This window comes from Pseudomonas sp. JS425, assembly GCF_018223845.1.
GTDB classification, from domain to species: domain Bacteria; phylum Pseudomonadota; class Gammaproteobacteria; order Pseudomonadales; family Pseudomonadaceae; genus Aquipseudomonas; species Aquipseudomonas asiatica.
Genome location: NZ_CP073661.1, coordinates 5,838,623 through 5,853,627, shown reverse-complemented (window position 1 = coordinate 5,853,627; position 15,005 = coordinate 5,838,623). Strand labels below are relative to the sequence as shown.

10 protein-coding genes are annotated in these 15,005 nt (G+C 63.2%); 7 read left to right on the top strand and 3 right to left on the bottom strand.

The features are described from left to right. Nucleotides 1-9 precede the first annotated feature (9 nt). From KDB76_RS26825 to KDB76_RS26805, 5 genes are all read left to right on the top strand, one after another. The gene (locus KDB76_RS26825) at nucleotides 10-1,620 is read left to right on the top strand and encodes an AAA family ATPase (RefSeq protein WP_013974601.1); all 1,611 of its coding nucleotides are present in this window, start codon (nucleotides 10-12) and stop codon (nucleotides 1,618-1,620) included. A 372-nt stretch (nucleotides 1,621-1,992) separates the two neighbouring features. Continuing rightward, nucleotides 1,993-6,438 carry a glutamate synthase large subunit gene (gene gltB, locus KDB76_RS26820; protein ID WP_013974600.1) on the top strand — a complete coding sequence of 1,482 codons (4,446 nt, stop codon included), beginning with the start codon at nucleotides 1,993-1,995 and terminating at the stop codon, nucleotides 6,436-6,438. A gap of 106 nt (nucleotides 6,439-6,544) precedes the next feature. Beyond that, nucleotides 6,545-7,963: an FAD-dependent oxidoreductase gene (locus tag KDB76_RS26815; RefSeq protein ID WP_013974599.1), complete on the top strand. Its 1,419-nt coding sequence runs from the start codon at nucleotides 6,545-6,547 to the stop codon at nucleotides 7,961-7,963. Nucleotides 7,964-8,199: 236 nt separating this feature from the next. Next, nucleotides 8,200-9,264 carry a uroporphyrinogen decarboxylase gene (gene hemE / locus KDB76_RS26810; RefSeq protein ID WP_013974598.1) on the top strand — a complete coding sequence of 355 codons (1,065 nt, stop codon included), beginning with the start codon at nucleotides 8,200-8,202 and terminating at the stop codon, nucleotides 9,262-9,264. Between the two features lie 114 nt (nucleotides 9,265-9,378). After that, the gene (locus tag KDB76_RS26805; RefSeq protein WP_003257844.1) at nucleotides 9,379-9,726 is read left to right on the top strand and encodes a NirD/YgiW/YdeI family stress tolerance protein; all 348 of its coding nucleotides are present in this window, start codon (nucleotides 9,379-9,381) and stop codon (nucleotides 9,724-9,726) included. Nucleotides 9,727-9,826: 100 nt separating this feature from the next. Here the strand turns inward: KDB76_RS26805 and KDB76_RS26800 are convergent, their stop codons facing one another. Continuing rightward, entirely contained in the window at nucleotides 9,827-11,014 is a 1,188-nt protein-coding gene (locus KDB76_RS26800) for an MFS transporter (protein WP_235208052.1), read from the bottom strand. Between the two features lie 164 nt (nucleotides 11,015-11,178). Between KDB76_RS26800 and KDB76_RS26795 the strand changes: the two genes are divergently transcribed. Both KDB76_RS26795 and KDB76_RS26790 read left to right on the top strand, forming a co-directional pair. Further along, a complete protein-coding gene (locus KDB76_RS26795) occupies nucleotides 11,179-12,081 on the top strand; it encodes a LysR family transcriptional regulator (RefSeq protein ID WP_023660965.1) in 903 nt (300 codons plus the stop codon). 79 nt (nucleotides 12,082-12,160) lie between these two features. Continuing rightward, a complete protein-coding gene (locus KDB76_RS26790; RefSeq protein WP_013974594.1) occupies nucleotides 12,161-12,934 on the top strand; it encodes a ParA family protein in 774 nt (257 codons plus the stop codon). Here KDB76_RS26790 and trxC read toward each other — a convergent pair. Next, nucleotides 12,931-13,365, bottom strand: a complete 435-nt coding sequence (trxC, locus tag KDB76_RS26785; RefSeq protein ID WP_013974593.1) for a thioredoxin TrxC — start codon at nucleotides 13,363-13,365, stop codon at nucleotides 12,931-12,933. The genes KDB76_RS26790 and trxC overlap by 4 nt on opposite strands. 69 nt (nucleotides 13,366-13,434) lie before the next feature. Beyond that, nucleotides 13,435-14,895, bottom strand: coding sequence for a protein adenylyltransferase SelO (selO, locus tag KDB76_RS26780; RefSeq protein ID WP_013974592.1), 1,461 nt, complete (start codon nucleotides 14,893-14,895; stop codon nucleotides 13,435-13,437). Nucleotides 14,896-15,005: the final 110 nt, after the last annotated feature.

Genomic DNA, 15,005 nt, shown 5'->3' with positions numbered 1-15,005 from the left:
GACAGCGCAATGACCAGTTTGCATGCCGATGAGGCCTTTCTCGACCATTACCAGTTGAGCCATGATCCGTTCGCGCCCCGTGTGCCCGGCTTCAAGTTCTTCCCGGCCCAGCGCAAGCCCGTGCTCGGCCAGCTGCATCACCTGGCGCGCTACAGCCAGCTGATGCTGGTTGTCACCGGCCCGCTGGGCAGTGGCAAGACCCTGCTGCGCCAGGCCCTGGTGGCCAGTACCAACAAGCAGGCGGTGCAGAGCGTGGTGGTGTCCGCCCGTGGCGCCAGCGATGCCGCCAGCGTACTCGGCCAGGTTGCACAGAACCTGGATGTGGCCGAGGCCGAAATGCAGGCGATCCTGGCCAAGGTGGTGCAACTGGCACTGACCGGCCAGGAAGTGTATTTGCTGGTGGACGATGCGGAACAACTCGACGAGTCGGCACTCCAAGCGTTGCTGGAATTGGCGGCGGGTGTACCGGAAGGGCGCCCGCACGTGTTCCTGTTCGGTGAGCCGTCGCTGATTGCCGGGCTGGACGAGATCAATATCGAGGAAGAACGCTTCCACATCATCGAACTCGCCCCCTACAGTGAAGAAGAAACCCGCGAGTACCTGGAGCAGCGCCTGGAAGGTGCTGGCCGGGGCATCGAGGTGTTCAGCCGTGAACAGATCGTCGATATCCATGAAAACTCCGACGGCTGGCCTGGCAACATCAACCAGGTCGCCCGTGACACTTTGATCGAAGCCATGATCGCCAGCCGCTCGACGGCCAAGCGACCATCCATGGGGTTCAAGATGCCTAAAAAACATGTGCTCGCGCTGTCCGCTGTGGTTGTGGTCGCCGTTGCGGCCGCGGTGTTGATGCCGAAGAAAGGTGACAAGGCGCCTGCCGAAGCGCCGGCCGCCCAGGCCCAGCTGCCGCTTGGCGAGGGCCAGGCCAATGGTGGCAATCCCGCCATCGAGTTCTCGGGTTCGTCCCAGCCGATGCCGCTGCCGCTGGTTGGCCAGTCGCAGCCGGTGATGCGCGAGCCACTGGCCCAGGCCGCGGGCATGGGCGAGGGTGAAGAGGGCAGCCCGGCCGGTGATACCGCCCTGCAGCCAGGCAACCCGCCGCCAACCGTGACCACCATCGCACCGCCGCAAGGTGTGCCAGCGGGCCCGGCACCGGTACCTGCCCAGCCAGTACAGACGCAACCGCAGCCGGTTGCGCCTGCGCCAAAACCTGTCGCAACCCAACCTGCCAAGCCGGTTGCGCCTGCCAAGCCTGCCCCAGCACCGACCCAGGTCGCCGTGGCCAAGCCGGCCGCCAAGCCAGTCGAGAAGCCGGCAGCCGGTGGCAGCGGCAACAGCGGCTGGTACGCCGGGCAGAAACCGGGCAATTACGTGGTGCAGATCCTGGGTACCAGCTCCGAGGCTTCGGCTCAGGCGTTCGTTAAGGCTCAAGGTGGCGACTATCGCTACTTCAAGAAAAACCTGCAGGGCAAGCCGCTGTACGTAGTCACTTACGGCAACTTCGCCAACCGCGACGCAGCGGTTGCGGCAATCAAGAACTTGCCAGCGAAGGTCCAGGCTGGTAAACCTTGGCCACGTACCGTCGCCAGCGTCCAACAAGAGCTGGCCTCGGCCCGCTGATACCTTCCGGGCGGCACCACCCCGCCGCCCAGTTGCTGAGCGATTACTGACTTTCGACTAGCCTGCTGCGTTGTCACGCGGCAGGCTTTTCTGTCCCAGACTGCCGGCCACAAGCCTTACTTGCAGTCATGGCTGAAACGCTTCAGACTCGAGCCAGGCCGATATCACGGCGCATGGCGCAAAAACATTCAAAATTGCGACATAAATTTTCAATGGTGAGACATGAAAATTTGTGAGCATCGCTGTCGCTGTGCAACAATGGTTTTCCATGGCCACCGCAAAAAAGCTGGCGTTTGATCGGCGTGGATGGTAAGTGGTTGTTAAAAAAGAGATTTACCTCCGTTGAGAGGTGAACCTGGTGAGAATGTGTCTATGAAAACAGGTCTGTACCATCCCGAAGAATTCAAGGACAACTGTGGTTTTGGCCTGATCGCCCATATGACGGGCGAACCGAGCCACCACCTTCTGCAAACCGCCATGCAGGCACTGACCTGCATGACCCACCGCGGCGGTATCAACGCCGACGGCAAGACCGGTGACGGTTGCGGTCTGCTCATGCAGAAGCCCGATCAATTCCTGCGTGCCGTGGCCCAGGAGCACTTCGCCGTCGAGCTGCCCAAGCAGTACGCTGTCGGCATGGTGTTTTTCAACCAGGACCCGGTCAAAGCGGAAGCCGCCCGCGCCAACATGGACCGCGAAATCCTCGCTGCTGGCCTGAAACTGGTCGGCTGGCGCAAGGTGCCGATCGATACCAGCGTGCTCGGCCGCCTGGCCCTTGAGCGCCTGCCACAGATCGAGCAGGTGTTCATCGGCGGTGAAGGCCTGAGCGACCAGGAATTCGCCATCAAGCTGTTCAGTGCCCGTCGCCGTTCCTCCGTGGCCAACGCCCACGACGCCGACCACTACATCTGCAGCTTCTCGCACAAGACCATCATCTACAAAGGCCTGATGATGCCGCGCGATCTCGCGGCCTTCTACCCGGACCTGGGTGACGAGCGCCTGCAAACCGCGATCTGCGTGTTCCACCAGCGCTTCTCCACCAACACCCTGCCGAAATGGCCGCTGGCGCAGCCGTTCCGCTTCCTCGCCCACAACGGCGAGATCAACACCATCACCGGCAACCGCAACTGGGCCATGGCCCGTCGCACCAAGTTCGCCAACGACCTGATCCCCGACCTCGAGGAGCTCGGCCCGCTGGTCAACCGCGTCGGCTCCGACTCCTCTAGCATGGACAACATGCTGGAGCTGATGGTCACTGGTGGCATCGACCTGTTCCGTGGCGTGCGCATGCTGGTACCGCCAGCCTGGCAGAACGTCGAGACCATGGACGCCGACCTGCGCGCCTTCTACGAATACAACTCCATGCACATGGAGCCGTGGGATGGCCCGGCCGGTATCGTAATGACCGAAGGCCGCCATGCGGTGTGCCTGCTCGACCGTAACGGCCTGCGCCCGGCGCGCTGGGTGACCACCAAGAACGGCTACATCACCCTGGCGTCGGAAATCGGCGTATGGGACTACAAGCCCGAGGACGTCATCGCCAAGGGCCGCGTTGGCCCAGGCCAGATCTTCGCCGTGGACACCGAAACCGGCCAGATCCTCGACACCGACGCCATCGACAACCGCCTGAAGTCGCGCCACCCGTACAAGCGCTGGCTGCGTCAGCACGCCACGCGCATCCAGGCGACGCTGACCGATGACCAGGGCGTGGCCAGCTACGACGCCGACCAGCTCAAGCAGTACATGAAGATGTTCCAGGTCACCTTCGAAGAGCGTGACCAGGTCCTGCGCCCGCTCGGCGAGCAGGGCCAGGAAGCAGTCGGCTCGATGGGTGACGACACGCCGATGGCCGTTCTGTCGCAGCGCGTGCGTTCGCCGTACGACTTCTTCCGCCAGCAGTTCGCCCAGGTGACCAACCCGCCGATCGACCCGCTGCGCGAAGCGATCGTCATGTCCCTGGAAATCTGCCTGGGCGCCGAACGCAACATCTTCCAGGAATCCCCCGAGCACGCTTCGCGGGTAATCCTCAGCTCGCCGGTCATCTCGCCCGCCAAGTGGCGTTCGCTGATGAACCTGGAGCGCGAAGGTTTCGACCGCCAGCTGATCGACCTCAACTATGAAGAGAGCGTCGGCCTGGAAGCGGCCATCCGCAACATTGCCGACCAGGCTGAAGAAGCAGTGCGCGCTGGCAAGACCCAGCTGGTGCTGAGCGACCGCTACATTGCCCCTGGCAAGCTGCCGGTGCACGCCTCGCTGGCCGTTGGTGCGGTACACCACCGCCTGACCGAACAGGGCCTGCGTTGCGACAGCAACATCCTGGTGGAAACCGCCACCGCCCGCGACCCGCACCACTTCGCCGTGCTGCTGGGCTTCGGTGCCTCGGCCGTTTACCCGTACCTGGCCTATGAAGTGCTGGCTGACCTGATTCGTACCGGCGAAGTGCTGGGCGACCTGGACGAAGTCTTCAAGTACTACCGCAAGGGCATCTCCAAGGGCCTGCTGAAGATCCTGTCGAAGATGGGTATCTCCACCATCGCCTCGTACCGTGGCGCGCAGTTGTTCGAAGCCATCGGCCTGTCCGAGGAAGTGGTCGGCCTGAGCTTCAAGGGCGTTTCCAGCCGCATCAAGGGTGCGCGTTTCGCAGACCTGGAAAGCGACCAGAAGCTGCTGGCAGCCGAAGCCTGGAGCGCGCGCAAGCCGATCCAGCAAGGCGGCCTGTTGAAGTTCGTTCACGGTGGCGAGTACCACGCCTACAACCCGGATGTGGTCAACACCCTGCAGGCTGCCGTGCAGCAGGGCGACTATGCCAAGTTCAAGGAATACACCACGCTGGTCGACCAGCGTCCGGTGTCGATGATCCGCGACCTGCTGAAGGTGAAAGTGGCTGACCAGCCGCTGCCGCTGGAGCAGATCGAGCCGCTGGAGGCGATCCTCAAACGCTTCGACTCCGCCGGTATTTCGCTGGGTGCACTGTCGCCGGAGGCTCACGAAGCGCTGGCCGAGGCGATGAACCGCCTGGGCGCGCGTTCCAACTCTGGCGAGGGCGGTGAAGACCCGGCGCGCTACGGCACCATCAAGAGCTCGAAGATCAAGCAGGTGGCCACCGGCCGCTTTGGCGTGACCCCGGAGTACCTGGTCAACGCCGAAGTGTTGCAGATCAAGGTTGCCCAGGGCGCCAAGCCCGGTGAAGGCGGCCAGCTGCCAGGCGGCAAGGTCAACGGCCTGATCGCCAAGCTGCGTTACGCGGTACCGGGCGTGACCCTGATCTCGCCACCGCCGCACCACGACATCTACTCGATCGAAGACCTGGCCCAGCTGATCTACGACCTCAAGCAGGTCAACCCGCAGGCCCTGGTTTCGGTCAAGCTGGTGGCAGAAGCCGGCGTCGGCACCATCGCCGCCGGTGTGGCCAAGGCCTATGCCGACCTGATCACCATCTCCGGCTACGACGGTGGTACCGGTGCTTCGCCGCTGACCTCGATCAAGTACGCCGGCGCCCCATGGGAGCTGGGCCTGGCCGAGACCCACCAGACCCTGCGCGGCAACGACCTGCGCGGCAAGGTACGGGTACAGACCGACGGTGGCCTGAAGACTGGCCTGGACGTGATCAAGGCAGCCATCCTCGGCGCCGAAAGCTTCGGCTTCGGTACCGCGCCGATGATCGCACTGGGCTGCAAGTACCTGCGCATCTGCCACCTGAACAACTGCGCTACCGGCGTGGCCACCCAGAACGACAAGCTGCGCAAGGATCACTACATCGGCACCGTCGACATGGTGATCAACTTCTTCACCTTCGTCGCCGAAGAAACCCGTGAGTGGCTGGCCAAGCTGGGCGTACGCAGCCTCGGCGAGCTGATCGGCCGTACCGACCTGCTCGACGTGCTGCCAGGCGACACCGAGCGCCAGCAGTACCTGGACCTGACGCCGCTGCTGGGCAGCTCGCACATCCCGGCTGACAAGCCGCAGTTCTGCGAAGTCGACAAGAACCCGCCGTTCGACCAGGGCGAGCTGGCCGAGAAGATGGTGGAAATGGCCATGCCGGCCATCCGCGACCAGGCCGGTGGCGAGTTCAGCCTCGACATCTGCAACTGCGACCGCTCCATCGGTGCGCGGGTCTCGGGTGAAATCGCCCGCCTGCACGGCAACCAGGGCATGGCCGCGGCACCGATCACCTTCCGCTTCAAGGGCACTGCGGGCCAGAGCTTCGGCGTGTGGAACGCTGGTGGCCTGAACCTGCACCTGGAAGGCGATGCCAACGACTACGTCGGCAAGGGCATGACCGGTGGCAAGGTCACCATCGTGCCGCCAGCCGGCAGCCCTTTCGAAACCCAGCACAGCGCCATCGTCGGCAACACCTGCCTGTACGGCGCCACTGGCGGCAAGCTGTTCGCCGCCGGTACTGCTGGCGAGCGCTTCGCTGTACGTAACTCCGGCGCCCACGCTGTTGTCGAGGGCACTGGCGATCACTGCTGTGAGTACATGACCGGCGGCTTTGTCTGTGTGCTGGGCAAGACCGGTTACAACTTCGGTTCTGGCATGACTGGCGGCTTCGCCTACGTGCTCGACATGGACAATACCTTCGTTGACAAGCTCAACCATGAGCTGGTGGAAATCCAGCGTATCAGTGGTGAAGCGATGGAGGCCTACCGCAGCCACCTGGCGCGGGTCCTTGCCGAGTACGTGGAAGAGACCGGCAGCGAGTGGGGGCGTGAGCTCTCGGAGAACCTGGACGACTACGTGCGGCGCTTCTGGCTGGTCAAGCCGAAGGCAGCCAACCTGAAGCAACTGCTGTCCAGCACCCGTGCCAACCCGCAGTAACAACAGCTGCAAGTGACGGCCCCGTGCGCGGGGCCCGTCGTGCTCAAGTGATCGTCTTGCAGCTTGCAGCCTGAGGCTGGCAACTGCGGTAAAGAGGTTTTGAAAAATGGCTGAACGTCTGAACAACGACTTCCAGTTCATCGAAGTGGGCCGCAAGGACCCGAAGAAAAAGCTGCTGCGCCAGCGCAAGAAGGAGTTCGTGGAAATCTACGAGCCGTTCAAGCCGCAGCAGTCCGTGGAGCAGGCACACCGCTGCCTGGGCTGCGGTAACCCGTATTGCGAATGGAAGTGCCCGGTACACAACTTCATCCCCAACTGGCTGAAGCTGGTTTCCGAAGGCAACATCCTGGCTGCGGCGGAGCTGTCGCACCAGACCAATACCCTGCCGGAAGTGTGCGGCCGCGTATGCCCGCAGGACCGCCTGTGCGAGGGTGCCTGCACCCTGAACGACGGCTTCGGTGCGGTGACCATCGGCTCGGTGGAGAAGTACATCACCGACACCGCCTTCGCCATGGGCTGGCGCCCGGACATGTCCAAGGTCAAGCCAACCGGCAAGCGCGTTGCCATCATCGGTGCCGGCCCGGCCGGCCTGGGCTGTGCCGACGTATTGGTACGTGCCGGCGTGACCCCGGTGGTGTTCGACCGCAACCCGGAAATCGGCGGCCTGCTGACCTTCGGTATTCCCGAGTTCAAGCTGGAAAAGACCGTGCTCAGCAACCGCCGTGAAGTGTTCACCGGCATGGGCATCGAGTTCCGCCTGAACACCGAGGTGGGCAAGGACGTGACCATGGAGCAACTGCTCGCCGAGTACGACGCGGTATTCATGGGCATGGGTACCTACACCTACATGAAGGGCGGCTTCCCGGGCGAGGACCTGCCGGGCGTGCATGACGCGCTCGACTTCCTGATCGCCAACGTCAACCGCAACCTGGGCTTCGAGAAGTCGCCGGAAGACTTCGTCGACATGCAGGGCAAGAAGGTGGTGGTACTGGGCGGTGGTGACACCGCGATGGACTGCAACCGCACCTCGATCCGCCAGGGCGCCAAATCGGTGACCTGCGCCTATCGCCGTGACGAGGCCAACATGCCGGGTTCGCGTCGTGAGGTGAAGAACGCCAAGGAAGAGGGCGTGAAGTTCCTCTACAACCGCCAGCCTATCGCCATTGTCGGCGAGGACAAGGTCGAAGGCGTGAAGGTGGTCGAGACCCGTCTCGGCGAACCGGACGCCCGTGGCCGCCGCAGCCCGGAACCGATCCCGGGGTCTGAAGAGATTCTGCCGGCCGATGCCGTGGTCATCGCCTTCGGCTTCCGCCCAAGCCCGGCGCCTTGGTTCGAGCAGCATGGCATCCAACTGGACAGCCAGGGCCGCGTGGTTGCACCGGAGAAAGGCAAGTTCAAGCACCAGACCAGCAACCCGAAAGTGTTTGCCGGTGGCGACATGGTGCGTGGGTCGGACCTGGTGGTGACGGCTATCTTCGAAGGGCGTACTGCTGCTGAAGGCATTCTGGACTACCTGGAAGTCTGATTGATTGTCGGGGCCGCTTCGCGGCCCATCGCGACACAAGGCCGCTCCTACAGGGGATCGCGTACTTCCTGTAGGAGCGGCCTTGTGTCGCGACGGGCTGCAAAGCAGCCCCAACGGCATTTTTGTATACAAAAACCCTTGATCCATGGCATCCAATAGACAAAACGCATGGCCTTGACCGTGCCTTTTGCGCTGGCGTCTGAGAAAATGCCCGCACTATTTTTCCGGATGCCGACATGACTGCCCTGAAGAACGATCGTTTCCTGCGTGCACTTCTCAAGCAACCCGTAGACGTCACCCCGGTGTGGATGATGCGCCAGGCCGGCCGCTACCTGCCGGAGTACCGCGCCAGCCGCGCCAAGGCCGGTGACTTCATGAGCCTGTGCATGAACCCGCAGTTCGCCTGCGAGGTCACCCTGCAGCCGCTGGACCGCTACCCGCTGGACGCGGCGATCCTGTTCTCGGACATCCTCACCATCCCCGATGCCATGGGCCTGGGCCTGTACTTCGAAAGCGGCGAAGGCCCGCGCTTCAAGAAAGTCGTCAGCACCCCGGCTGACATCGAGGCGCTGCCAATCCCCGACCCGCAGAAAGACCTCGGCTACGTGATGGACGCGGTCAGCACCATCCGCCGTGAGCTCAACGGCCGCGTGCCGCTGATCGGCTTCTCCGGCAGCCCGTGGACCCTGGCCACCTACATGGTCGAAGGCGGCTCGTCGAAGGACTTCCGCAAGACCAAGGCCATGGCCTACGACAATCCGCAGGCCCTGCACCTGCTGCTGGACAAGCTGGCCCAGTCGGTCACCAGCTACCTCAACGGCCAGATCCTCGCTGGTGCCCAGGCCGTGCAGATTTTCGACACCTGGGGCGGCAACCTGTCGGCGGCCGCTTACCAGGAGTTCTCCCTGGCCTACATGCGCAAGATCGTCAGCGGCCTGATTCGCGAGCACGAAGGGCGCAAGGTGCCGGTGATCCTGTTCACCAAGAACGGCGGCCTGTGGCTGGAAAGCATCGCTGAAGCCGGCGCCGACGCGCTGGGCCTGGACTGGACCTGCGAGATCGGCGATGCCCGCCGCCGCGTGGGTGACAAGGTTGCGCTGCAGGGCAACATGGACCCGACCGTGCTGTACGCCAAGCCCGAGGCCATCCGCAAGGAAGTGGCGCGTATCCTGGCCAGCTATGGCCACGGCACGGGCCATGTGTTCAACCTGGGCCACGGCATCACACCGGAAGTCGACCCGGAGCACGCTGGCGTGTTCATCAACGCCGTGCATGAGCTGTCGGCGCAATACCATCAGTGAGTCGATCGCTGAACACGAAGCCCGGCCATGTGTCGGGCTTTTTGTTCATTAAGTTTTAATTCAGCGATCGTCGTTAATCTGGTCCCATCGAAACCGAAACAGGACCTGATCCTCATGAAAGCACGTTACATTGCGATGATTCTTGCCCCCTTGTTCAGCACTGCCGCCCTGGCTGCCGGCTACACCGGCCCTGGCGCCCAGTCGGTCACCACCGTAGCTGCGGCCAACGATGCTGCCGACGACACTCCAGTGGTGCTGCAAGGCTTCGTGACCAAGAAGATCAACAACGACGACAAGTACGAGTTCAAGGACAACACCGGCACCATCACCGTGGAAATCGATGATGAAGACTTGCCACCGACGCCGTTCAACGACAAGACCAAGGTCAAGCTGACCGGTGAGGTGGAGAAGCACCTGATGAGCCGGGAGGTGGATGTGGATATGGTCGAGATCATCAACTGATCCGCTGGCCTCTTCACGGGTGAACCCGCTCCCACAGGTACGGCGCTTCCCTTATTTCCAACGCGGTCCCTGTGGGAGCGGGTTTACCCGCGAATGGGCCTCAAGCAGTTTTCGGTGGTAGCCTGCTCAGGTGCAGCGCCACCAGCAACGCCACCGCCAGCAGGCCGCCAATGAACAGCCCGATGCCATTCCAGCCCCACTGGTGCCAGAACACCCCGCCCGCCGTACCGGCCACACTCGACCCTGCGTAATAGCTGAACAGGTACAACGACGACGCCTGTCCCTTGGCCTTCAAAGCCCTGCGGCCGATCCAGCTGCTGGCCACCGAGTGCGCGCCAAAAAAGCCGAAGGTGAACACCAGCATACCGAGGATCACCATCACCAGCGGGCTGGCCAGGGTCATCAGCAAACCGCCCGCCATCACCACGATACTGGCCCAGAACACCTTGCGCCGGCCCAGTTTGTCAGCCAGCGCGCCGACCTGCGCCGAGCTGTAGATGCCAGACAGGTACACCACTGACAGCAAGCCGACCAGCGCCTGGTTCATGTGATAGGGCTCGGCCAGCAGGCGGTAGCCGATGTAGTTGAACAGGGTGACGAAGGCGCCCATCAGCAGGAAGGCTTCGAGGAACAACCAGGGTAGTCCGGCATCCTTGAAGTGCATGACGAAGCCATCCAGCAGGCTTCGTGGGTTCATCGCCTGCGGGTGGAAATTGCGCGATTCGGGCAGCACCTTCCAGAACACCAGCGCCGCCACCAGGGCCAGGCCGCCGATGGTCAGCATCGCCGTGTGCCAGCTGACGAAATCGATCAGCACGCCGGTGATCAGGCGCCCGCTCATGCCGCCAATGGCGTTGCCGCCGATGTACAGGCCCATGGCCAGGCCAATGTGCTGCGGGTGGATCTCTTCGCTCAGGTAGGTCATCGCCACCGCCGCCAGGCCGCTCAGCGACAGGCCGACCAAGGCGCGGGTGGCCAGTACCAGCTCCCAGCTCGGCATCACCGCGCTGGCCAGGGTGGAAAGGGCGGCGCATACCAGGGCAAACACCATCACCAGCTTGCGCCCGATGCGGTCGGAGATAGGGCCGGTGATCAGCAGGCCGAACGCCAGCATGGCTGTGGAGACCGACAGCACCAGGCTGCTCTGCGCCGCATTGATGGCAAATTCCTTCGACAGCAACGGCATCATCGGCTGCACGCAGTACAGCAGGGCGAAGGTGGCGAAGCCGCCGCTGAATAGCGCCAGCACGGTCTTCATGAAGGCGGGGGTGCCTTTTTCGATCCACATTTCGTTCAGCGGGGCAGGTTCGGGCTCGGCGGGAAGGGCAGCTGCAGCAGTTTTCACGGGGGGTACCTCTGGCGCAATGAAAAAAGCATATAGCTGGCTAATGATTAGATCCAATATATTGTTCGACCTATTTGAGATGTTTTGCGACCTGTTCGGAGCTGATCATGGAACTGCGCCATTTGCGTTACTTCATCGCCGTGGCCGAAGAGCTGCATTTTGGCCGCGCTGCCCAGCAACTGGGTATTTCGCAGCCGCCCTTGAGCCAGCAGATCCAAGCGCTGGAGCAGGAACTGGGTGCCCGGCTGTTCGAGCGCACCAACCGTCGGGTGGAGCTGAGCGAGGCGGGTCGATTGTTCCTCGAGGAGGCCCGTCAGGTGTTGGCGCAGGTGGAAAAGGCTGCCGATGTCGCCCGGCGTGCGCAGTTGGGGGAGCTGGGGGAGATGAAGATCGGCTTTACCTCCTCGGCACCGTTCACCTCGAAGATCCCCAAGGCCATCCACGCGTTTCGCCAGCGCTTCCCGGCGGTGCACCTGAACCTCAAGGAAATGAGCAGCCGCGATGTGGCGGAAGGGGTGTTCGACGAGTCCATCGAGGTCGGGCTGATGCGGCCGATGCCGCTGCCGGAAGGGCTGATGGCCACCGAGTTGTTTCGCGAGCCGCTGGTGGCAGTGATCAATGCCTCGCATCCGTTGGCCGAAGGCACGGAGCATGGCGTGCAAATGGCCGCGCTGGCTCATGAGCCGTTCGTGTTCTTCCCGCGCAGCTATGGCAGCGGGTTGCACGCACAGTTGCTGAGCCTGGCGCGCCAGGCGGGTTTCAGCCCGCATTTTGCCCAGGAGGCGGGGGAGGCGATGACCATCATCGGGCTGGTATCGGCAGGGCTTGGGGTATCGGTGCTGCCGGCGTCGTTCCAGCGCATGCGCATCGAGGGGGTGGTCTATCGTACGCTGCTGGATGAAGGGGCGATGTCGGCTGTGTGGCTGGTGCAGCGCGAGCATGGTGGGTCGGCGATGGCACGGGCATTTGCCGAGTTGCTCACGGGGCAGGTGGTTGGCGGGGCAGTGTAGTTGTTCCGGGCAAATGGCACTGGTCATTGCCGCAGCGGCGCCACATACTCGGGCATTCGTTGATACACGGAGGTCAATCATGCGGCGCGTGGTGTTCAATCAGAAAGGTGGTGTGGGCAAGTCGAGCATCGCTTGCAACCTGGCGGCTGTGAGCGCCAGCGAAGGTTATCGGACCCTGCTGATCGACCTGGATGCCCAGGCCAACTCGACCCAGTACCTGACTGGCCTGACCGGCGACGATATCCCCATGGGCATCGCCGACTTCTTCAAGCAAAGCCTGTCCAGCGGGCCGTTCAGCAAGAAGAACCAGGTCGATATCTACGAAACCCCGTTCGACAACCTCCATGTGGTCACCGCCACGGCCGAGCTGGCCGATCTGCAGCCGAAGCTTGAGGCGAAGCACAAGATCAACAAGCTGCGTAAGTTGCTCGACGAACTGGACGAGGACTACGAGCGCATTTACATCGATACCCCGCCAGCGCTGAACTTCTATGCGGTTTCCGCACTGATCGCCGCCGATCGCGTGCTGATTCCTTTCGACTGCGACAGCTTCTCGCGCCAGGCCCTGTATGGCCTGCTGGCTGAGATCGAAGAGCTCAAGGATGACCACAACGAAGACCTGGTGGTCGAAGGCATCGTGGTCAACCAGTTCCAGTCCCGTGCCAGCCTGCCACAGCAGATGCTCGACGAGCTGCTGGCCGAAGGGCTCCCGGTGCTACCGGTGTACCTGGGCAGCTCGGTGAAGATGCGTGAGTCGCACCATGCCAGCCTTCCGCTGATTCACCTGGAGCCCAGGCACAAGCTGACCCAGCAGTTTGTCGAGTTGCATTCGCTGCTCGAAGAGAACGCTTAAACCCCCTGGCTACGCAACCACTCCAGCAATGACTGGAGTGGAAACGCCCCGGCCTGACGGCTGACTTCACGGCCATTCTTGAACAGCAGCAGGCTGGGGATAGAGCGGATGCCCAGTTGCCCGGCCAGGTTGCGGTTGGCTTCGCTGTCGAGCTTGGCCAGGCGGCAGCGGCCGGCCAGTTGGCGGGCGGCCTGTTCGAAGGTGGGGGCGAAGGATTTGCACGGGCCGCACCAGTCGGCCCAGATGTCGACCAGCAGTGGCAGGTCGCCTTTGATCTGGCTGGCGTAGCTGGCTTCGGTGAGTTCGAAGGGGGTGCTCAGCAGCACGTCCTGTTTGCAGCGGCCGCATTTCGGCGCGTCGCCCAGGCGCTCGGCGGGCAGGCGGTTGAGGCCGTTACAGTGGGGGCAGGGGATAACCAGTGGTTCGGACATATCAATTCCTTGTGTTGTTTGTTCGGGCCCTATCGCCGGCAAGCCAGCTCCCACAGGGTTCGGAGTTGGTCAGGAGGAGCAGCTGATTTCCAGGTGCTTGCCCCATTCCGGCGGGCGTTCGGCATAGCCCTGCATCCCGGCCTGCTCCTCGAACGGTTTGCTCAACACCTGATGCAACCGTCGCACTTCACTGTAGTCCCCCGCTTCGGCCGCTTCGATAGCTTTCTGTGCCAGGTAGTTGCGCAGCACATACAGCGGGTTCACCGCATGCATGCGCTCACGCCGCCCTTCGACATTATCCGCTTCGCGCTCGCAGCGGGCCAGGTAGTCCGCCCCCCAGGCATCGAAACCGGCCAGGTCGATGAAGTCGTCACGCACCACCTTCAGCGCCTCGGCCACGGGCTGATCGCCCAGCTTGCGGAAGAACAGGTTGTAGTCCACACCACCGCTCTGCATGCGCTGCAACAGGCGCTCGACCAACGCCATGTCGTCCTCTTCCGCGGTGGTCAGGCCCAGGCGGCGGCGCATCAGGTCCAGGTAGTGTGCCTGGTACAGCGGCAGGAACAGGCCCAGCGCCTCTTTGAGTGGTTCGACTTCGATCACCGTGGTCAGCGCCTGGGCCAGCGCACTGAGGTTCCAGTGGGCGATCGGTACCTGGTTGGCGTAGCTGTAGCGGCCACGGTCGTCGGAGTGGTTGCAGATGAAGTTGGCGTCGAAGTCGTCGAGGAAGGCGTACGGGCCGAAGTCGAAGGTGATGCCGAGGATCGACATGTTGTCAGTGTTCATCACCCCGTGGCAGAAACCGTAGGCCTGCCAACGGGCGATCAGCTCGGCATTGCGCTCGACGATGGTGCGGAACATGGCCAGATAAGGCTGCTCGGCATCGCGGCATTCGGGGTAGTGCTGCTCCAGCACGTGGTCGATCAGCACGCGCTGCTGTTCCGGCTGCCTGGTGTAGTAGAAGTATTCGAAATGCCCGAAACGCACATGGCTCTGCGCCAGGCGGGTGAGCATGGCTGCGCTTTCGCGGGTTTCGCGCCACACCGGAGTGCTCGAGCCGATCACGCACAGTGCCCGGCTGCTGGGAATGCCCAGGGCGTGCAGGGCCTCGGAGGCGAGGAACTCGCGGATCGAGGAACGCAGCACGGCGCGGCCGTCGCCCATGCGCGAGTAGGGCGTCTGGCCGGCGCCCTTGAGGTGCAGGTCCCAGTGTTCGCCCTGGTCATTCAGCACTTCGGCCAGCAGCAGGCCGCGGCCATCACCCAGGCGTGGGTTGTAGGAGCCGAACTGATGGCCGGAATAGACCATCGCCCGCGGGTCGGCCTCTTCCCATAGCTTGTGGCCGCTGAACAGCTCGGCGAAAACCGGCAGCTCTGCCTGGGCTGGGTCGAGGTCGAGCAGCGCCATGGCCGACTCGCTCGCTACCACCAGGCGTGGGTCTGCGATGGGTTCGGGCAGGACCTGGGTGGAGAACGCGTCGCCCAGGCGGGCGAAGCGATTGTCGAAGGTGAGTTGGTCGAGGGCTTTCACGGGGCCGGCTCCAGAAATTGATGGACTGGGGCCGCTTTGCGGCCCTTCGCGGGCAAGCCCGCTCCCACAGGTATTGCGCAGTGCCTGAGAGCGGCGCGGCCCTTGTGGGA

Bases quoted from the DNA above. Each gene is read 5' to 3' on its own strand.
- KDB76_RS26805 (WP_003257844.1), top strand. From the start codon at position 9,379: ATGAAAGCACGTTACATTGCGATGATTCTTGCCCCCTTGTTCAGCACT.
- KDB76_RS26790 (WP_013974594.1), top strand. From the start codon at position 12,161: ATGCGGCGCGTGGTGTTCAATCAGAAAGGTGGTGTGGGCAAGTCGAGC.
- KDB76_RS26800 (WP_235208052.1), bottom strand. From the start codon at position 11,014: ATGTGGATCGAAAAAGGCACCCCCGCCTTCATGAAGACCGTGCTGGCG.
- KDB76_RS26825 (WP_013974601.1), top strand. From the start codon at position 10: ATGACCAGTTTGCATGCCGATGAGGCCTTTCTCGACCATTACCAGTTG.
- hemE (WP_013974598.1), top strand. From the start codon at position 8,200: ATGACTGCCCTGAAGAACGATCGTTTCCTGCGTGCACTTCTCAAGCAA.
- KDB76_RS26815 (WP_013974599.1), top strand. From the start codon at position 6,545: ATGGCTGAACGTCTGAACAACGACTTCCAGTTCATCGAAGTGGGCCGC.
- trxC (WP_013974593.1), bottom strand. From the start codon at position 13,365: ATGTCCGAACCACTGGTTATCCCCTGCCCCCACTGTAACGGCCTCAAC.
- gltB (WP_013974600.1), top strand. From the start codon at position 1,993: ATGAAAACAGGTCTGTACCATCCCGAAGAATTCAAGGACAACTGTGGT.
- KDB76_RS26795 (WP_023660965.1), top strand. From the start codon at position 11,179: ATGGAACTGCGCCATTTGCGTTACTTCATCGCCGTGGCCGAAGAGCTG.